The following is an 18,852-nucleotide window of genomic DNA, read 5'->3' on the forward strand; positions in this document are numbered from 1 at the left end:
ATGCAATGCACAGCGTTGCGCTGATGGTTTACCCGAATTTCCAGTCGTTGAGCCTCAGCCTGGGCTCGGTGTTCGAGTGCGCCAACCTGCTGCGCGGCGAGCCGGCCTATGAGTTTCACCTAGTGTCGGAAAGCGGCGGCGCCGTGATGACCTCCCAGGGCTTTTCGGTGAACACCAGCGCGCTGCGCCCAGAGGGCTATGACACCTTGATTGTCAGCGGCTACCTGGAGTTTCGCCTGCCGGAAGCCAACCTGCTGGAACTGGTCAAGGCCGCGTCCGCGCAGTCGCGCCGGGTGGCGTCGTTATGCATGGGCATCTTTGTGCTGGCCGAGGCTGGGCTGCTGGCTGGCAAGCGCACCACCACCCACTGGATCCACGCCCCCGCGTTTCGCAAGCGTTACCCGGATATCCGCCTGGAAGAGGACAAGTTGTTCATTGTCGACGGCCAGGTGTGGACCGGTGCGGGCATGAGCGCCGGGGTCGACCTGGCGCTGGCGATGGTGGAGGACGACCTGGGCAGCGACCTGGCCCGTCGCATCGCACGCAAACTGGTGATTGCCCAGCGCCGTGGCAGCGAGCAGTCGCAACTGTCGGCCTTGCTGGAACTGGACCCCAAGTCCGACCGCGTGCAGCTGGCCCTGGCCTATGCCCGTGAAAACCTCACCCATGATTTGTCGGTGGACGCCCTGGCCGACGTCGCCCGGCTCAGCCCACGCCAGTTCAGCCGGGTGTTTCGCGAAGAAACCGGGCAGACCCCGGCCAAGGCCATCGAAGCCCTGCGCGTGGAGGCTGCGCGGGCAATGATGGAAACCAGCCGCCACCCGGTGGAAGTGGTGGCACGCGAAACCGGGTTTGGTGATCGCGAGCGCATGCGCCAGGCGTTCCTCAGGGCCTTCGGGCAGCCGCCCCAGGCGATGCAGCAGGTACTGTTCAACCCGGGCTAGGCCCGTGACGGCCTGACAGCCGACTCCTATCTACCTGAAGTGCCATGATCCAAATGTGGGAGCTGGCTTGCCTGCGATGGCGGCCTACCAGCCGACACTTACCTACCTGACACCCCGCGATCACACTGTGGGAGCGGGCTTGCTCGCGAAGGCGGCCTGGCAGTCGACACAGTTGGATTGTGTACATATCCATTGCTGCGGTAACGGCCACTTAGGGTTCCGCCCTGACGGCGGCTCACTTTTGAAAAGCGCAAAAGTAAGCAAAACGCTCTTGCCCCACCACTCGGCACCTCGCTTAGGCTCGGTGTGCCCGTAATCCGCCAGTGATTTGGGGGGCCGCCGCCACGCGCCATCCATGGCGCGGGGCGGCTAAACCGGCATCCCTGCCGGTTTACCCCCCAAATCCCTGTCGAATTCCGGCCAGCGTGGTTTGACGGGGCGCTTAAGATCAAGATCAAAAGCAGATCAAGAGCGGCTCGCTTCGCATCGTGGTTACGGGGTTGATCGCCACAGCCTTGTTCAGATATCTATGCTCATCGAGAGAAAGCCCCAACCCCTCAATGCAACGAAGCCCGGGTAATCAGGTAGCTCACCAACTGCGGCTCATCGTCCAGCTCAATGCTCTGCACCGGACGCGGCAAGTTATCCAGTACGGTGCGCCAGAACGCCTGGGACACCTCGTCCTGATCATAGAAACGCACCAACCAATTGGCCGCGCCGCTGCACAGCACCTGGCTGGCGATGGCGCGGCCGATGCCTTTGCGGCGGTAGCGCTTGAGGATGAACAGGTCAGCCAGTTCCAACGCGTCGATGCCCGGCAGTTCGCTGCTTTCGATCAACAGGAAACCGGCGATATAGCCGTCTACCAGCAACAGGTTGGCGCTCCATTGCGGGTCGCTCCAGTAGCGGGCCAGGTGTTCGTCATGGATGTAGTAACGCCCATCGGTCTCGACATCTTCTTGTTCCCAATCCGAAGACTCATAGGCGTAGTACTGGTAAAGATTACGGATCAGTTCAGCTTCTTCGGGGCCGGTCTGGATCAATTCGACGGTGGTTTCGGGCATGGGGCTCTCGGTGGAAAAACGCAGGGCGCCATTGTTCACAAAAGTGCTGCCCACGCCAATGGCTTGGCGAATCCTTTCTATTAGCTGAACCGATTGCAAATAGCGGTTGCCCTGGCCGAAATTCTGAAACATTTAGAATAAACTTCGCCGGTTTCCCCCTATTGCTCAAGGACACGTATTTTGACCAACGTCTGTACCGCCGGCCTGGATGTGGGCTTTGCCTCCCTGGATTACCTGCAAATCTTCATCCTTGGGGTGATCCAGGGCATTACTGAATTGCTGCCGGTGTCGTCCACCGCCCACATGCGCGTGGTGCCCGCCCTGCTCGGCTGGCAAGACCCCGGCTCGGCGTTTTCCGCGGCCATGCAATTGGCGGCGCTGGCGGCGGTAGTCAGCTATTTCTGGCGCGATGTGCGTCAGGTCACCACCGGCAGCATCAGTGCGGTGCGCCGGGGCGACTACAACGACCGCTGGTTCAAGCTCGCCGTGGCGATTGTGCTGGCAACCGTACCGATTGGCATTGCCGGGCTGGCGTTGTCGTCGACCTTGAATGCGTGCAACTCACCCTTGCGCGGGCTGGTGGTGATCGGCATTTCCTGCGTGGTAATGGCGGTATTGCTGGCCCTGGCGGAAGTGCGCGCCCGCCATACCCGCGACGTAAGCCAGATGCGCTTGCGCGATGCGCTGATCGTGGGGGTCGCGCAGATCGGCGCGTTGATTCCCGGCGTATCGCGTTCGGGCTCCACGTTGACCGCGGCGCTGTTCCTGAACTTCAAACGCGAAGAAGCGGCGCGGTTTTCCTTCCTGTTGGGCTTGCCGGCCATCGCCCTGGCCGGCTTGAAAGAGTTGTGGGTGCTGCTGCGCGCCGACCTGCCCGCCCACGCCTGGCCGCACTTAATCTTTGGCCTGGTGGTGGCCAGCGTCTCGGCGTTTTTTGCCATCTGGGGCCTGATGAAATTTCTGGAGCGTTTCTCCACCTGGCCGTTCGTGATCTACCGTGCGCTGCTGGGGATCTTCCTGATTGTGGCGGTCAGCACCGGATTGTTGAGTTAAGCCGCCGGTTCGCGGTCGGCCAGCGCTTCGAGCAAGTCGGCCGAGGGCACGAAGAACAGGCCGCCGGTCACGGCCGTGCTGAAGTCGAGCAAGCGGTCGTAATTGCCGGCCGGGCGGCCGACGAACATGTTTTCCAGCATCTGTTCCAGAGGCTGAGGCGAGCGTGCGTAGCCGATGAAATAAGTGCCGAATTCGCCCGCGCCTGGGCGGCCGAAGGGCATGTTGTCGCGCAGGATCTTCACTTCTTCACCGTCCTGGTCAGTGATCACTGTCAGGGCGCTGTGGGAGTTGCTCGGCTTGGCGTCTTCGTCCAGTTCGATGTCCGATAATTTGGTGCGCCCGATCACCTTCTCTTGAGCCTCCACCGTCAAGCCATTCCACGCGGTCATGTTGTGCAGGTATTTCTGCACCAGCACATAGCTGCCGCCTTCGAACTCAGGGTCTTCATCGCCCACCAGGGTGAAGGCCTCGGCCTTGCGCCCCACCGGGTTCTCGGTGCCGTCGACGAAACCGATGATGCTGCGCATATCGAAGTAGCGAAAGCCCTGGACCTCGTCGACCACCTTCACGCTATCACCCAGGGCCGCCATCAGTTGGGTCGCCAGCTCGAAACACAGGTCCATCTGCTCGGCACGGATGTGCAGCAGGATGTCGCCGGGGGTCGACACCGCCTTGCGCCCTTGCACACCGAACTCGCGAAACGGATGCAAGGCCGCCGGGCGCGGCGCGCCGAACAGGCGGTCCCAGGCATCCGAGCCAAACCCGCAAACGCAAGTCAGGTTGCCCGAGGGCACGCGCTTGCCTACCGAGCGCACCAGGCCTGCGATGTCGGCGCACCAGGCCCGCACGTTTTCAACCGCATCGGGCGCCAGGGTGGCGACCATGAAGATCGCGCTGCTGGTGATCGGGTGGCACACCGATTGTGGTTCGAGCGGGGGACGGACGGGGCAGGTTTTCATGGGCATTCCACAGGCTGAGGGCGATGAACCCGCGCAGATTAGCAGATCATCGATGGCAACTGGCCCACACCTGACGAATCAGGGCTTTGAGCTTGAGGGCTTCGGCCCAGCGATCGGTGAGTTCGCGCCCCTGTGCGTCGCTAATCGCATAGGGTGGCGGGCCCAACTCGCAAGTGAAGGACAAGCTCTGCGGGGGGTCAGCGCGGCCCAGCCAGTGTTCGATCCCATAGCGCCACCAGCCGGTAAATCGCTCGACCCACGGTTGGTGCTGGGGAAAATCCAGACCAACCTGCACCTGTTCGCTGCTGGCGATGCGGCCATGAAAGCCCCAGCTGTGACGCAGGATGGTGCGTATCTGTTCGTCGTCTTCCACACTGCCGGGCTCGGGCAACTCGCGGCCAACCACGTAGTGGGACAGGTCTGCGAGCAGTTTCAGATCGGGCATCTGTGCCAGCAGGTCGAGGGTGAACAATAGGTCGTTGGTGAGCCGGTAACGGTGGGTTTCCAGCAGGATCGGGAAGTCCACCTGTTCGGCCAGGCGTTGCCAGCCGTCGATCAGCCTGGCCGCCTCGGCCTGGGTACGCGGGCGCACGTCGGCTTGCAAGGTGAGGTGGTGACAGCCGTAACGGCTGATCACCTCCAATGCCCTGGCCAGATCATCCACCGATTGCGGGAACAGTTGACCTTCAATCTGCAAGCCCCTGGCCGTGGCCGCCGCGTGCAGGCGCTGCACCGATGCAGGTGCCCAGTAATGGTCGGTGATGCCGTCATAACCGGCGGCGGCGATGCGGTCCAGTTGCGCTTCGAGGCTGCCGGGCTCGGTTTGCATGGCCCACATCGATTGGAATACTAACAACTGGCGCATGGTCAGCCTCGCAATAACAGCTTCAGGGATACCTCGGGGTCGGCCAGGCTGGCCGGGTTGAGCGGGATTCGGGCAGTAATCAAGTGCTCGCACAGCTTGATGTCCTTGGCTGCGCGGTTACCCAAGGCCCAACCGCAGGCACCCTGCAAACGGTGACGGTCGTCAAGGTAGAACAGCAGCAGGCCACCGTCGGGCAATTCCCGGCGAACCATCAGCGCAGTCATCACCCCGACGGTGTGCAAGCCCCATGCGTATTGATCGGACCAGAAACCCGGGATCGTCTCGAACGCCAACTCCCGCCCCAGCAGGTTCAACGCCGCGAGACGGCCCTGGGCTTCGGCGTTGCGCCAGGTTTCCTGGCGCTGATAAAGGCCCGCCAGGCGAAACTCGCACACATCCCCCGCCGCGTAGATATCCGCCGCACTGGTGCGCAACTGCGCGTCGACACGAATGCCCTGCCCGACTTCCAAGCCTGCCGCCGCGGCCAACTCGATGTTAGGCTGCATGCCAATGCCGACCACCACCAGGTCGCAGGGCAGCCGTTGCCCGTCGACCAGTTGCACGGCGTCGGCGTGGATGCACTCCAGCGCGACGTTCAAACGCACGTCCACACCCTGCTCACGGTGTAATGCCAGCAACGCGTCACTGATCACCGGCGGCAAAACCCGCCCTGCCAGTCGTGGCCCGGCTTCCAGTAGCGTCACCTCGCAGCCCAGCCCCCGCGCTGTCGCCGCCACCTCCAAGCCGATAAAACCACCGCCGACCACCACCAGCCTGGCGCCTGGCTTTAATTCATTGCGCAAGACCAACGCGTCATCATGGGTGCGCAGGTAAAACACGTTGGCCTGCTCCTGGGGCAAGCGTCGCGCCCGGCCTCCGGTGGCCAACAGCAGGCCGGCATAGCTCAACCATTGGCCGTCGGCCAGTTGCAGCCGGTGGTGCTGGGGCTCCAGGCGGCTGACCGGGTTGGCAGCGATATGCTCGACCCCGAGCACCGCCAACTGCTGGCTGTCGCACAGGCTGCATTGCGCCAGGTCGCTCGAACCTTGCAGCAAGCCCTTGGACAACGGTGGCCGTTCGTAGGGCAGATGCGCTTCATCGCCGATCAGGATCAGGCGCCCGCTGTAGCCTTCTTCACGCAGAGTCAGTGCCGCACGGCCACCGGCATGGCCGGCGCCGACGATGATCAGGGGGGCGTTCATCCTTTGGCCGTGACGGCGAGCAGCACCCGCCCCGCATCCACCCGCACGGGGTAGGTCTTGAGGTTGACGCACACCGGCGCGCCCAAGGCCTTGCCGGAGCGGTAATCAAAGCGCCCGTTGTGCTTGGGGCACTCGATCACATGGTCCATCACCAGGCCGTCGGCCAGGTGGATTTTCTCGTGGGTGCACAGGCCGGCGGTGGCGAAGAATTCGTTATCGGCTGAACGGAACACCGCATAGGTCTGCGCGCCGTGGTCGAAGCGCAGCACGTCTTCTGCTTCTATTTCGCCCACGGCGCAGACGTCGATCCATTGATCGTTCATACATTTATCTCCAATGACTGGCTCTTACTCTGTGGCGAGCGAGCTTGCTCGCGCTGGGCTGCGAAGCGGCCCTAGATTCGTCTGTACGGTGTAGGTCTGAAGGGTTATTGGGGCTGCTGCGCAGCCCAGCGGGAGCAAGCTCCCTCGCCACGGGTGGGGCGTTGGACGAAATAGCCGGGGTCGCTGCGCTGGCGCCAGATCGTCGGAATGATTTCCTGGTAGGCCTGCCACAAGTTGGCATACGGCGGCGGGCAGTCGCTGCGGATCTCTTCGTGCAGTTGACTGAGCGCGTGGTAAGGCACCATCGGGTACATGTGATGTTCGAGGTGGTAGTTCATGTTCATGTAGATAAAGCGCAGCACGCGGTTCATGTAGATGGTGCGGCAGTTACTGCGGTGGTCGAGCACATCTTCGGCCAGGCCCACGTGTTGGCTGATTCCAAACAGGTAACCGAGCCAGGCGCCATAGAGGCTGGGCAGGCCCACCAGCATCAGCGGCAACCAGCTGTGCAGGTACAGCGCGGTGCCGATGATCAGGGCGTAGAGGCCGACCCAGATACGCGCATCTCGGTACACCTTGGGCCACTCGGATTCGGGGATGAAGTCCTGCTCCTGGGCGCTCATTCGCCCGAGCGCATGGCGGGCCACGCCGCTGAAGGTCTTCCAGGCCAGGGGTAGGTTGAACAGGCTGAGGACCATCATCCATAAGCTTGGCGGGCGCGGCTCGACGATCTCCGGGTCGCGACCGACGACGATGGTGTCGGTGTGATGACGAGCATGGCTCCAGCGCCACACGTGGGGTTCGAAGAGGCACATGAAGCTCGCCACCTGATACAGCGCATCGTTCATCCAGCGGGTCTTGAAGGCAGTGCCGTGGCCGGTTTCGTGCCAGCGCGGGTTGGAGGCCGTGCCGTAGAGCACACCGTAGGCGATAAAGAATGGCACGCAGGCCCAAGTGCCCCAGAACCAGTAGCCGCCGACACCGGTGGCCAACAACGCCGAGAACCACAGGGCGGTGTCGCGCAAGGCCGGGCCGTCACGGCGTTGCATCAGGGCTTTCATGCGATTGCGCGGGATGGGCGACTGGTACCAACGGGCCGAGACCAGGCCCTTGTCGGCGGCGCGGGCCGCTTCGGGGCCGGTGAGGCTGTAATCGCGCCGAGCGCGGTGAGCAGTGTGTCCAGGCATTGTTATTGTTCTCCGCAAGCGTGGGTTTCAGGGGCTTTGCGAAACCAACGATAGAGCGCGGCTAAATCACCCTCAAGGCCTTGAATCCATTCCCTATCAAGCTATCATCCAGGCCCAGCGGGGCTTGATAGTTTTCTATCAAGACGCTCAAGGGGCCTGCCATGCATTACAATAAACGCCCAACCATCGCCACCGTTGCCGCCCATGCGGGGCTCAGCGTTGCCACCGTCGACCGCGTGTTGAACGCCCGCGCGCCGGTCAACCCCGGCACGGCCGAACAGGTGTTCCAGGCTGCCGAAGCGGTGGGCTATTTCGCCGCACGGCTGATCGGCCAGCGCATTCGCGAACGTCGGCCCACCTACCGTTTCGGCGTGCTGTTGCTGGGCACCGCCCAAGCCTTCTATGCGCAGTTGGCCCACGCCATCAGCGAGGCAGCGCAGCATCACGCCACCGCCAACCTGAGCTGCCAGTTCGACTACATCAACGACCGCACGCCCTCCGCCATCGTCGCGCAAATCGAACAACTGGCCGTGCAGTGCGACGCCCTCGCGGTAGTCAGCTTCGCCCATCCGTTGATCAACGCCTGCCTGGCGCAGATCCGCACAGCGGGCGTGCCGGTGGTTGCCCTGCTCTCGGACATCCATGAACACGCTGCCGAACCCTATGTAGGCCAGGACAACCACGTGGTCGGGCGCACCATGGGCTGGCTGCTGGCGCGCACCTGCGGCGCACGCAAAGGCAGCGTGGGCATCCTGTTGGGCGGCCATCGTTTCCTCGGCCATCAGGCACGGGTCGAAGGCTTGCACAGCTACCTGGCCGAACACGCGCCGGGGCTCAAACCGTTGGAGCCGCTGATCAACCTGGACAACTGCGACATCACCGAAGAAGCCACCCTCGACCTGCTCAGCCGCCATACCGATTTGCGTGGGTTATGCGTGGTGGGCGGTGGTGGCGACGGTGTGATCAACGCCCTGGCGCAACTGCCCAAGCGCCCGACGCTGTGCTGCATCCTGCAAGAGTCCACGCCATTGTCGCGCCAGGCATTGAGCAACGGGTTGATTGATGTGGTGATGGACTCGCAACCACGGCAGACGGCCGTAGCGCTGGTGGAATTGCTGGTGCGCTTGCAGAGTGATGAGGGGTTTGACCCATTGAGGCACCGCGTGCACATACCGCCACAGATAGTGACCCCGGAAAACCTGTGCAACTGATCGGTTTGGCTTGAGGTTTCAGCGCTCACGGAAATCGGCGGCGTTCAAGCCAAACCGACTCATCTTGTTGTACAGACCGCCCCGCGACACATCCAGTTTCTGTGCGGCCAGGCGAATGTTGCCGCAGGTGCTGGTGAGCGCGGCAACGATGGCGTGCATTTCATGGCTGCTCAAATCCTGCGCGGGCTGGGGCTGGTAGGCGCGCAACGTCGGGCGTTGCGGGGTTTCCAGCGGCAAATCAGCCGATTGAATCAGCTCGCCCATCGCCAGGTTGGTCGCTCGCTCGATAACGTTCTCCAATTCCCGCACGTTGCCCGGCCAGCCATGGGCTGACAGCAACGCCAACGCATCCGGCGCGAAACCTTGCACCGCTTTACGTAGCGAGCGTGCACAGCGCTGCAGGAAATGCCGCGCCAGCAATGGGATATCGTCACGGCGCATACGCAGCGGCGGCACGCTCAGGTTCAGCACGTTGAGTCGGTAGTAAAGGTCTTCACGAAACGCACCCTCGGCCACCGCCTGGCTCAGGTTGCGATGGGTGGCGGCGATGATGCGCACGTCGACTTGCCGCGATTGCTTGGCCCCGACGCGGGTGATTTCACCCTCCTGCAAAACCCGTAGCAGACTGACCTGGGCATCGAAGGACATGTCGCCGATTTCATCCAGGAAGATGGTGCCGCCATCCGCCAGTTCGAACTTGCCTGCCGCCCCACCCCGCGCCGAGCCGGTGAACGCGCCTTCGACGTGGCCGAACAGTTCGCTCTGCACCAGGTCCCGTGGGATCGCGCCGCAGTTGACCGCCACAAACGGGCCGTTGCAACGCTCGCTGCCGTTATGAATGGCCTGGGCAAACAGTTCCTTGCCGGTGCCGCTTTCGCCGAGGATCAAGGTGGTGGACTCGCTGCGACTGGCAATACGCCCCAAGTGCAGTGCGTCTTGTATGGCCCGCGAGGTGCCCAGGATGGTCTCGAAGGTATAGCGGGCCTGGGTGCCGATAATGCGCCGGGTAATCTCGCGGATACGGCGGTTTTCGCGCACCGACACAATCACCCCACCCTGCTCCAGTGGGCATACCGAAACCAGGCAGGCGAGTTGGCTGCCGTCGTGCAAGTGGAAGGTGCAATCGCGGTCGCGCACAGGCTCACCCAGCGCGTCGCTCAATTCGCTGCGGCCCAGGCGCTGGAAAGGACTGCCGATCAACTCACGCCCTACCCCGAACAATTGCCGCGCATAACGGTTGAGCGCCTTGATGCTGCCACGCTCATCGAGCACCACCAAGCCTTCGTTGAGCACTTCGAGTACGGCCTGTTGTTCTTCCAGCAACACCTGCAGCGCCATCTGCCGCGACACCGCCTCGGCCGCCGCTTGAACGGTGCCCAGGGTATGAAAATGAAACCAGCCGGGCTCGGCGGTCAGGGTGAGCATGGCCAGGGTCTGGCCTTGGGCATCTTTGATCGGCGCGGCGGCGCAGTGCATGTGGCGCTGGCGCAGGCCGCTGGCGAAATTTTCTTCAGCCAGCACATACACCAGACGATCTTCGGCCAGGGCCAGGCCGGTGCAGTTGGTGCCTTGCACCGATTCGAGCAAGCGACTGCCCACCGGGGTGATGTCCAGCCCGCAAAAATACAGAGTCGTGCCCTCGGCATCCGTGAGGTTGATATGCCCCCGCGGGTTGTAAGCCAGCAATCCATGCATGACCTGCGCGGCAGCGGCGATCATGGCGCGATGGTGGGCCAGGGTCGCCGCCAGCGCTTGCGGCGCGACAAAGCGATAGTCGCTGTTACCGGGCTCGATACCCGCCTCGACACTGCGTCGCCAGGAATCCCAGATGACCTGGCGTACGCCGTCGGGACGCACGACTTGGCCAGCCAGGCACTGTCGCCACGCCTGTTCCAACGCGGCAATGGGCCCGTCGTTCAGCGCGGCAGGCCCCAGGTTCGTGAGGTATTCGAGATCTTGCACACTGAACGCCTGGGTCATTGCAGTTATCCATGTTCATATTTTCGACATGTCATTATAGACATGTCATGAACATGAACACTTTTTGTTTAATTAAAATAATAACCCTATATAAATCAGTTAGTTATAAATTGGCATAGGCCTTGCTCCTGCCCCTGTGTCACCCAGGACTGTCCTGGGGGCCCATAACAACAAAAGGGGTCGCTTCATGAGTACACAGAACATCCGCCTGGGCTTGATCGGTGCCGGCCGCATGGGCAGCTTCCATGGCCTTACCGCTGCACGCCATATCCCCGGTGCCTGCCTCACCGCCATCGCCGATCCCGTCCCAGGCCAGGCCGCTCGCCTGGCAGCAGAACTGGGGGTGGACAAGGCCTACACCGACCCGCAACAGCTGCTGGACGACCCGGACATCGACGGCGTGCTCATCGCCGCCCCTGCCCGTAGCCACGCGGATCTGGTGATCAACGCCGCACGCGCCGGCAAGGGTATCTTCTGCGAAAAGCCCATGGCGATTACCCTGGACGAAGCCGACCGCGCCATCGCCGCCGCTGCCGATGCACGGGTGCCCTTGCAGGTCGGCTTCAATCGGCGCTTCGCCAAGAGCTTTCGCACGGCGCACCTCGACGTCGTCGCCGGACGTATTGGCACGCCACAGCTGCTACGCTCGCTGACCCGCGACCCGGCGCTGAACAACCCGGCCAACTCACCGCAATGGGTGATCTTCCTCGAAACCCTGATCCACGACTTCGACACCTTGCGCTACCTCAACCCTGGGGCCGAAGTGGTACAGGTGCAGGTGATGGCCGACGCGCTGATTGCCCCGCAATTCAAAAGCCAAGGTTTGCTCGACACCGCCGTGGTCACCCTGCGCTTTGACAACGGCGCCATTGCCACCGCCGAAGCCAGCTTCCAGGCCGTGTATGGCTACGACGTGCGCGGCGAAGTGTTCGGCAGCAAGGGCATGCTGAGCATGGGCAGCCTTAACGACTGCGACCTGGTGCGCTACCTGGCCGAGGGCATCCAGGCAGACACCCAGCGGATGGACACCGACCTGCTGCGCGACGCCTACATTGCCGAGCTCAACCACTTTGTCGACTGCCTGCGCAGCGGCGCCAAGCCCCTGGCCAGCGGTGAAGATGCGCGCGCAGCCCTGGCAATTGCCCGTGCCTGCATTGAGTCGCATCAAACCGGCAAGGCCGTGGCCGTTCGAGGAGCCCGCTAATGATGCCGTTCAAATTGGCCGTCAGTGCCGAAATGGTGTTCCTCGACCTGCCCTTCATCGAACGGGTCAAACGTATTCATGCCTTGGGCTTCAGCGCCGAAATCTGGAGTTGGGCCGACAAGGACATCAACGCCTTGGCGGCGACCGGCGCGGACTTCACCTCGATGACCGGCTACCTCAGCGGCACCCTCACCGACCCCGACGGCATCCGCCAATTGCTCGACAGCGCCCGTGAGTCCCTGGGCATTGCCGAGCGCCTCAATTGCCCCAGCCTCAACCTGCATGGCACGGGCCTGGGTGAAAGCGGCCTGCCCGTGCAGCCCGTCAGCCAAACCACCGGGCGCATGTGGCTGAGTGCTTGCAAGAGCCTGGAAAAAATCGCGCGCCTGGGGGAAGACGCCGGGCGTGTGTTCCTGTTGGAAAACCTCAACACCGCCGTCGACCACCCGGGGACACCGTTTGCGCGTGCTGACGACACCCTGGCCCTGATCGAAGCCGTCGGCAGCCCGCATTTGAAGATGAACCTGGACCTGTACCACGCGCAGATTGGCGAAGGGAACCTGATCGAATTGATCCAGCGCGCTGGCAGCGCCATCGGCGAAATCCAAGTCGCTGATGTGCCTGGACGCAAGGAGCCCGGCACGGGCGAAATCCACTACCCGGCCATTGCCAGGGCCTTGCACGCCAGGGGTTACACCGGTGTGGTCGGCCTGGAAGGCTGGGCCAGCGGCGAGAGCGAGTCGGCCCTGGAGCGTTTCCGCCAGGCATTCACCCTATAACAATAAAAGGAACAGCCTCATGCACCGTTATTCATTACTAGTGGCCGCGCTGTTGTTGATGTTCAGCCAGTGGTCCTTCGCCGCCTATCGCATCGGCGTGAGCATTGCCCGGGTGGACGATAACTTCATGACCTATGTGCGCACCGGCCTGGAGGCGGCAGCGAAACACCAGGACGTGCAGATCCAATTCGAAGACGCCCAGGGCGATGTAGTGCGCCAGCTCAATCAGGTCGAAGGCTTTCTCAACCAGAAGGTCGATGCGGTGATCGTGCTGCCGGTAGACACCGCCGCCACCGCCAACATCACCCGCGCAGCCGTGGCGGCGAAGACGCCGCTGGTGTACGTCAACCGCCACCCGGATGAGCGTACGCTGCCTGAGGGCGTGGTCACCGTGGCCTCCAACGACATCGAAGCGGGGCAATTGCAGATGCGTTACCTCGCCCAACAACTCGGTGGCAAGGGCAACGTGGCGATCATCATGGGCGACCTTGCGCAGAACGCCACCCATGCCCGCACCGAGGGGGTCAAACAGGTGCTCAAGGACTTTCCGGGCATCAAGATCGTCGAGCAACAAAGCGCCGAATGGCAGCGCAGCAAGGGGATGGACCTGACCAGCAACTGGTTGCTGGCCGGCACCCCGTTCAATGCCATTGTCGCCAACAACGATGAAATGGCGATTGGCGCGGCCATGGCCTTGCAGCAAGCGGGCAAGGCCAAGGGCGAGATTGCGATTGTCGGCATCGACGGCTTGCCCGATGGCCTGGCAGCGATCAAGCGCGGGCTGCTGGCGGGCTCAGTGTTCCAGGACCCCAAGGCCCAGGCTGCCCAGGCCGTGCAAGCGGCGGTGCGGATGATCAAGGGCGAGCGGGTTGACGCACAGGTGTGGGTGCCTTTCGAGCTGATCACGCCTGAGCAGGTGGGGGTGTTTGAGCAGCGCTACAAATAACTCGAACAATCAGCTGGATACTATCGAAGGCAGAAGCGGTAACTGTGGCGAGGGAGCTTGCTCCCGCTGGACTGCGTAGCAGTCCCAGCCTTTTTAAACAAAGAGCGGGGGCCGCTTCGCGCCCCAGCGGGAGCAAGCTCCCTCGCCACGTGGTTATCGTATCAATCCAGGTCACTTGCATCATGGCGCTCGGGCAACTGATCATCCCCCGACACCCGGTTCACCCGCCGCCCACGCTGCACCGCCGGCCGCGCATCAATCGCATCCGCCCAGCGCATCACATGCTTGTATTCATGTACCGACAAAAACTCTGCCGCACCATACAAACGGCCTTTGACCAACCCACCGTACCAAGGCCATATGGCGATATCGGCAATGGTGTATTCATCCCCGGCGATGTATTGGCTGACCGCCAGGCGCTTATCCAGCACATCCAGTTGGCGCTTGGTCTCCATGGCGAAGCGGTTGATCGGGTATTCCATCTTGCTCGGCGCATAGGCATAAAAATGCCCGAAGCCACCGCCCAGATAAGGCGCGCTACCCATCTGCCAGAACAGCCACGACAGGCATTCAGCCCGAGCAGCGGGCTCCGTAGGCAGGAACGCACCGAACTTCTCGGCCAGGTACTGCAAAATCGCGCCTGATTCGAACACGCGAATAGGTGTGGCGCCGCTGTGGTCCATCAGCGCAGGAATCTTCGAGTTCGGGTTCACCGCCACAAAGCCACTGCCGAACTGGTCGCCGTCGCCGATCTTGATCAGCCAGGCGTCGTATTCCGCGCCGCTGTGCCCCAGCGCCAGCAGTTCTTCAAGCAGTATCGTGACTTTCTGCCCATTGGGCGTGGCCAGCGAATACAGTTGCAGCGGATGCTTGCCCACCGGCAGCGGCTTTTCGTGAGTGGCGCCGGCGATGGGCCGGTTGATGCTGGCGAAGGTGCCGCCGCTTTCGGCGTCCCAGGTCCAGACTTTGGCAGGTACGTACTCGGTCATAATCAATGCTCCAGAGGCGCTTGCGATCAACTAAGCGCTCCAGACTAAACCAAAGTTTGATAACTCGTCACACCTATCAGCATGGAAGATTCGGCATGAACGACCGACTCGACGACCTCCTCACCGACCACTTTCGCCCGCAAGACGGCACCATGCCCCGCGCTTCGTGGCGTTCCTCAGCAAGCCCGGTTACCAAGAGCCCTGTTCGCGTCGCTACACCCACCCGCCGTCGACGATAAAGTTCTGCGCCGAGCACATCGCCGAGGCATCCGAGGCCAAAAACAGCGCCATGTTGGCGATGTGTTCCGGCATCACGCTGCCGGGCAGGCACTGGCTGCGGGCGATGAGTTCCCTGGCGGCGTCGTCGACCCACATGGCCAGTTGTTTTTCGGTCATCACCCAACCCGGTACCAAGGTGTTGACGCGAATACGGTTGGGCCCCAGTTCCCGCGCCAGGGCCCGGGTCATGCCGTGGGCGGCAGCCTTGCTGGCGGCGTATACGGGGTAGCCGGCCGAGGCCATCATCCAGCCCACCGAGCCCAGGTTGATGATCGAGCCGCCACCGGCCTCTTTCATCATGGGCACCACCGCCTTGGCGGCAAAGAAGGCGTGCTTGAGGTTGACCGCAATGAGCTGGTCGAACATGTGCGAGTCGATTTCTTCCAGGCTGTGGCGCACATCGTTCGCTGCATTGTTGACCAGTACCGTGATCGGTCCCAGGGAATGCTCGAAGCGCCCGATCGCCGCGCGGTAGCCGATCTCGTCGGTGATATCGCAGCACTCGAACTCGACACTCTGGCCTTTGGAGTTCAGCAGCGCCGCCAGGCGTTCACCCTGGCTCTGTGCACGGTCCACGAACGCCACCTTGGCACCCTGCGCGGCGAAGGCCCGCACCATGAACTCGCCAATCCCCGAAGCCCCGCCGGAAACCAGCACGGTTTTGTCCTTGAGGTCGGGATAAATCGCTTGCTGGGTAGTCATAACAATCAGTGCTCCGCTTAATTAGTCTTATTTTATTTTGCAAGAACGGCGTTAAAGGCTATAAATCTGCTGTCATATCGACAAAATATCTCAAATTAGTAGAACTATTCCAGCAAAACAACAAAAGGAAGTTCGACCATGAAGCACCCTCGATACCTGCTGTCCGGCCTCGCGCTGTCTATGCTGATCGCCAGCGGCGGCGCGCACGCAGCCGGCCTTAGCAGCGAACACAAACCCTTCGGTAAAACCAACGATGGCACCGCCGTCGAACAGTACGTGTTGCGCAACAGCCACGGCATGCAAGCCACGGTGATCACTTACGGCGGTGTGCTGCAGTCGCTCAAGGTGCCGGACAAGCACGGCAAGCTCGACGACGTGGTACTGGGCTTCGACGACGTGCAAGGCTATCAAGGCGGTACCGCGTTTTTCGGCGCCACCATCGGCCGCTTCGGCAATCGCCTGGCCGGCGGCGCCTTCGAACTCGACGGCAAACGCTACCAGGTGCCGCTCAACGACGGCCCCAACTCATTGCATGGCGGCGCCCAGGGCTTCGACAAGCAGGTGTGGCAAGCCAAATCGGTCAAGGACAAAGACTCGGTGGGAGTCACCCTCACCTACCTGTCCAAGGACGGGGAAATGGGCTTTCCGGGCAACTTGAAGACCGAGGTCACCTACCGCCTCAACGACAACAACGAACTGCACATCGACTACACCGCCACCACCGACAAGCCCACGGTGCTCAACCTCACCAACCACAGCTACTTCAACCTGGCCGGCGCGGGCAACGGCGACATTCTCAAGCAGGTCGCCACCTTGCACGCCAGCCACTACACACCGGTGAATGCCACCTTGATTCCCACCGGCGAACTGGCGCCGGTCAAGGGCACGCCAATGGATTTCCTGAAACCGACCGCCATCGGCCAGCACATCAAGGACGACCATCCGCAGCTCAAATTCGCCGAGCCCAAGCAAGGTGGCTTCGACTTCAACTGGGCGCTGGATACCAAAGGGGACGTCAAGCAGTTGGCCGCCGAGGTGCATGATCCTGAATCAGGACGGCGTTTGCAGCTCTACACCACAGAGCCCGGCGTACAGTTTTATACCAGCAACTTCCTCGACGGTTCGGTGAAGGGCAAAGGCGGCAAGACCTATCAGCATTGGAGTGGGTTTACTTTGGAGACTCAGCACTTTCCCGATGCGCCTAACCAACCGAGCTTTGCCTCGACCCGCTTGAATCCTGGGCAGACTTACACCCAACACACTCTTTTCAAGTTCACCGCTGATTAAATTGTGGGAGCTGGCTTGCCTGCGATAGCGGTGGCACAGGCTACACAATTATTGCCTGAACCAACGCTATCGCAGGCAAGCCAGCTCCCACATTGGTTTTTCACAGCGCCTGGGCTCAGCGTTGTTTCATGCGGTCGATGACCACGGCCAACAGCAGGATCGAACCACGGATCACATACTGGTAGAAGGTATCGATGTTCTTCAGGTTCATCGCATTCTCGATGATCGCCAGAATCAACACCCCGGCAATCACATGGCGGATCATGCCGATGCCGCCGCTCAGCGACACCCCACCCAGCACGCAGGCCGAGATCACCGTGAGCTCGAAGCCCTGGCCGATCATCGGCTGGCCGGAGGTCATGCGTGAAGCCAGGATCACTCCCGCCAGCGCGCCAATCAGGCCGTGCACGGCAAAGATCAGGATCTTGGTGCGGTCAACGTTCACGCCCGCCAGCAGAGCCGCCTCCGGGTTACCGCCGATGGCCATGGTGTTGCGCCCATAGGTGGTGTAGTTGAGCAGCCAGCCGAAGAACAGGAAGCAAACAAGGGTGATCAGGATCGGCACCGGCACACCCAACAATTGGCCGTTGCCGAACACGAAGAATTGCTCCTGGGACACGCCTACCGCCTTGCCGTCGGCAAAGATGTAAGCCAGGCCGCGCACGATCTGCATGGTCGCCAGCGTAGTGATCAAGGCGTTGACCCGCAGTTTGGCGATCACGATGCCATTGATCAGCCCCACCATCAGGCCCATCAGCAGCGCTGCGCCAATGCCCAGCATCACGCTGTCTGTATCGCGCATCACAATCGCCGCAACCACGCCGGCGCAGGCGATCACCGAGCCTACCGACAAGTCGAAGTGCCCCGAGGCCAGGCAGAACAGCATGGTGCACGCGGCGATGCCCACAGTGGAAATAGCCAGGCCCAGACCGCGCATGTTCAGTGGCGAGAGGAAGTTATCGATCAGCAGCGCGCACAGTACGAAGATGCCCACCGCCGCCAAGAGCATCGCCCAGTTATCGAGCAATGCGCGCATATCGAGGGGTTTGCGTGCCGAGGGCAGCGCGTTGTTTTGGATAGTCATGGTCGTCTCTCAGTTCGCCAGGCCGCGTGGCAAGGCCAGTTGCAGCAGGTTGGATTCAGTCGCGTGCTCGCGCAGTTGTTCGCCGCGCAGGGCGCCTTCGCACAGCACCAGGATGCGGTCGGAGATGCCCATCACTTCCATCAGGTCGCTGGACACCACGATCACCGCAATGCCACTGGCCGCCAGGTTATGGATGATCTGGTAGATCTCCGACTTGGCGCCGATGTCGATACCCCGGGTGGGTTCGTCCAACAGCAGGACCTTCATCGGCATCGACAACCAGCGGCCAAGGATGGCTTTCTGTTGGTTGCCGCCGGACAGGTACAGGATTTTCTGCTCGGCACTCGGCGTCTTGACCTTCATGGCCTGGATCTGCCGCTCGGCGTTGCCCCTCTCCCAGCCGTCGCGCAGCAACCAGCCGAACGAGGCATGGGCACTACGGGCGCTGATGTTGATATTTTCCGCCACGCTGGACAGCGGAATGATGCCTTCCTTTTTGCGGTCTTCCGGACACAGCAATACCCCGGCGGCGATGGCGTCGCGGGGTGAGCGCAGTTGCAGCGCTTGCCCGCACAGTTCCAGGCTGCCGGCACTGGCGCGCTCTAACCCACTGAGCAGGCGAAACAGCTCGGTACGCCCCGCGCCCACTAGCCCGAACAGGCCCAGGATCTCGCCCTTGCGCACCTGGAAACTGATCGGTTCACGCAGGCCAGGACCGAGCAAGCCGTCGACCTTGAGCGCCACTTCGCCCTGCTCACGCGGTCGGTAATCGTAGATATCCTGGATATCGCGAC

At 62.1% G+C, this 18,852-nt stretch carries 18 protein-coding genes; 7 read left to right on the forward strand and 11 right to left on the reverse strand.

What is annotated here, in order from left to right; all coding sequences use genetic code 11:
- Window positions 1-5: 5 nt before the first annotated feature.
- A complete protein-coding gene (locus GIV35_RS19175; RefSeq protein ID WP_034127293.1) occupies window positions 6-944 on the forward strand; it encodes a GlxA family transcriptional regulator in 939 nt (312 codons plus the stop codon).
- A 557-nt stretch (window positions 945-1,501) separates the two neighbouring features.
- On the opposite strand, the gene GIV35_RS19180 is transcribed toward GIV35_RS19175, so the two are convergent.
- On the reverse strand, window positions 1,502-2,140 hold the full coding sequence (locus GIV35_RS19180; RefSeq protein WP_105226536.1) for a GNAT family N-acetyltransferase: 639 nt from the start codon (window positions 2,138-2,140) through the stop codon (window positions 1,502-1,504).
- A gap of 48 nt (window positions 2,141-2,188) precedes the next feature.
- On the opposite strand from GIV35_RS19180, the gene GIV35_RS19185 reads away from it, so the two are divergent.
- Window positions 2,189-3,061 (forward strand): undecaprenyl-diphosphate phosphatase, encoded by an 873-nt coding sequence (locus GIV35_RS19185; protein ID WP_236304728.1) that lies wholly within the window; start codon window positions 2,189-2,191, stop codon window positions 3,059-3,061.
- On the opposite strand, the gene GIV35_RS19190 is transcribed toward GIV35_RS19185, so the two are convergent.
- The 5 genes from GIV35_RS19190 to GIV35_RS19210 all read right to left on the reverse strand — a co-directional run bounded on the left by GIV35_RS19190 (window position 3,058) and on the right by GIV35_RS19210 (window position 7,597).
- On the reverse strand, window positions 3,058-4,020 hold the full coding sequence (locus GIV35_RS19190) for a Dyp-type peroxidase (RefSeq protein WP_200649342.1): 963 nt from the start codon (window positions 4,018-4,020) through the stop codon (window positions 3,058-3,060). The two genes, GIV35_RS19185 and GIV35_RS19190, sit on opposite strands and share 4 nt — an antisense overlap.
- Before the next feature lie 46 nt (window positions 4,021-4,066).
- Window positions 4,067-4,885 carry a sugar phosphate isomerase/epimerase family protein gene (locus GIV35_RS19195; RefSeq protein ID WP_236264300.1) on the reverse strand — a complete coding sequence of 273 codons (819 nt, stop codon included), beginning with the start codon at window positions 4,883-4,885 and terminating at the stop codon, window positions 4,067-4,069.
- 2 nt (window positions 4,886-4,887) lie between these two features.
- On the reverse strand, window positions 4,888-6,087 hold the full coding sequence (locus GIV35_RS19200; protein ID WP_236264299.1) for an NAD(P)/FAD-dependent oxidoreductase: 1,200 nt from the start codon (window positions 6,085-6,087) through the stop codon (window positions 4,888-4,890).
- Window positions 6,084-6,410, reverse strand: coding sequence for a MocE family 2Fe-2S type ferredoxin (locus tag GIV35_RS19205; RefSeq protein ID WP_105226532.1), 327 nt, complete (start codon window positions 6,408-6,410; stop codon window positions 6,084-6,086). The genes GIV35_RS19200 and GIV35_RS19205 overlap by 4 nt, the downstream gene beginning before the upstream one ends.
- Before the next feature lie 104 nt (window positions 6,411-6,514).
- A complete protein-coding gene (locus GIV35_RS19210; protein WP_236264298.1) occupies window positions 6,515-7,597 on the reverse strand; it encodes a fatty acid desaturase family protein in 1,083 nt (360 codons plus the stop codon).
- Between the two features lie 161 nt (window positions 7,598-7,758).
- On the opposite strand from GIV35_RS19210, the gene GIV35_RS19215 reads away from it, so the two are divergent.
- Entirely contained in the window at window positions 7,759-8,808 is a 1,050-nt protein-coding gene (locus tag GIV35_RS19215; RefSeq protein WP_202691547.1) for a LacI family DNA-binding transcriptional regulator, read from the forward strand.
- An 18-nt stretch (window positions 8,809-8,826) separates the two neighbouring features.
- Here the strand turns inward: GIV35_RS19215 and GIV35_RS19220 are convergent, their stop codons facing one another.
- Window positions 8,827-10,788 (reverse strand): sigma-54 interaction domain-containing protein, encoded by a 1,962-nt coding sequence (locus GIV35_RS19220; protein WP_213153620.1) that lies wholly within the window; start codon window positions 10,786-10,788, stop codon window positions 8,827-8,829.
- Window positions 10,789-10,975: 187 nt separating this feature from the next.
- On the opposite strand from GIV35_RS19220, the gene GIV35_RS19225 reads away from it, so the two are divergent.
- Genes GIV35_RS19225 through GIV35_RS19235 form a run of 3 tightly spaced genes read left to right on the forward strand, consistent with a single transcriptional unit; the run spans window position 10,976 to window position 13,717 of the window.
- Entirely contained in the window at window positions 10,976-11,992 is a 1,017-nt protein-coding gene (locus GIV35_RS19225) for a Gfo/Idh/MocA family oxidoreductase (protein ID WP_213153621.1), read from the forward strand.
- Entirely contained in the window at window positions 11,992-12,771 is a 780-nt protein-coding gene (locus GIV35_RS19230; protein WP_213153622.1) for a TIM barrel protein, read from the forward strand. The genes GIV35_RS19225 and GIV35_RS19230 overlap by 1 nt, the downstream gene beginning before the upstream one ends.
- A 19-nt stretch (window positions 12,772-12,790) precedes the next feature.
- Entirely contained in the window at window positions 12,791-13,717 is a 927-nt protein-coding gene (locus GIV35_RS19235; protein ID WP_236264297.1) for a sugar ABC transporter substrate-binding protein, read from the forward strand.
- A 161-nt stretch (window positions 13,718-13,878) separates the two neighbouring features.
- Here the strand turns inward: GIV35_RS19235 and yghU are convergent, their stop codons facing one another.
- The gene (gene yghU / locus GIV35_RS19240) at window positions 13,879-14,706 is read right to left on the reverse strand and encodes a glutathione-dependent disulfide-bond oxidoreductase (protein ID WP_223024661.1); all 828 of its coding nucleotides are present in this window, start codon (window positions 14,704-14,706) and stop codon (window positions 13,879-13,881) included.
- Between the two features lie 213 nt (window positions 14,707-14,919).
- Window positions 14,920-15,687 (reverse strand): SDR family NAD(P)-dependent oxidoreductase, encoded by a 768-nt coding sequence (locus GIV35_RS19245; RefSeq protein ID WP_198715149.1) that lies wholly within the window; start codon window positions 15,685-15,687, stop codon window positions 14,920-14,922.
- 138 nt (window positions 15,688-15,825) lie between these two features.
- On the opposite strand from GIV35_RS19245, the gene GIV35_RS19250 reads away from it, so the two are divergent.
- The gene (locus tag GIV35_RS19250) at window positions 15,826-16,974 is read left to right on the forward strand and encodes an aldose epimerase family protein (protein WP_105226527.1); all 1,149 of its coding nucleotides are present in this window, start codon (window positions 15,826-15,828) and stop codon (window positions 16,972-16,974) included.
- A 115-nt stretch (window positions 16,975-17,089) separates the two neighbouring features.
- Here GIV35_RS19250 and araH read toward each other — a convergent pair whose 3' ends face one another.
- The gene (gene araH, locus GIV35_RS19255; RefSeq protein WP_096144710.1) at window positions 17,090-18,058 is read right to left on the reverse strand and encodes an L-arabinose ABC transporter permease AraH; all 969 of its coding nucleotides are present in this window, start codon (window positions 18,056-18,058) and stop codon (window positions 17,090-17,092) included.
- 9 nt (window positions 18,059-18,067) lie between these two features.
- The coding region (locus GIV35_RS19260; protein WP_236485949.1) for an ATP-binding cassette domain-containing protein at window positions 18,068-18,852 on the reverse strand (785 nt) is incomplete at its 5' end.

It is taken from the genome of Pseudomonas sp. PA-1-6B (assembly GCF_021609545.1).
Lineage (GTDB): Bacteria > Pseudomonadota > Gammaproteobacteria > Pseudomonadales > Pseudomonadaceae > Aquipseudomonas > Aquipseudomonas fluorescens_BV.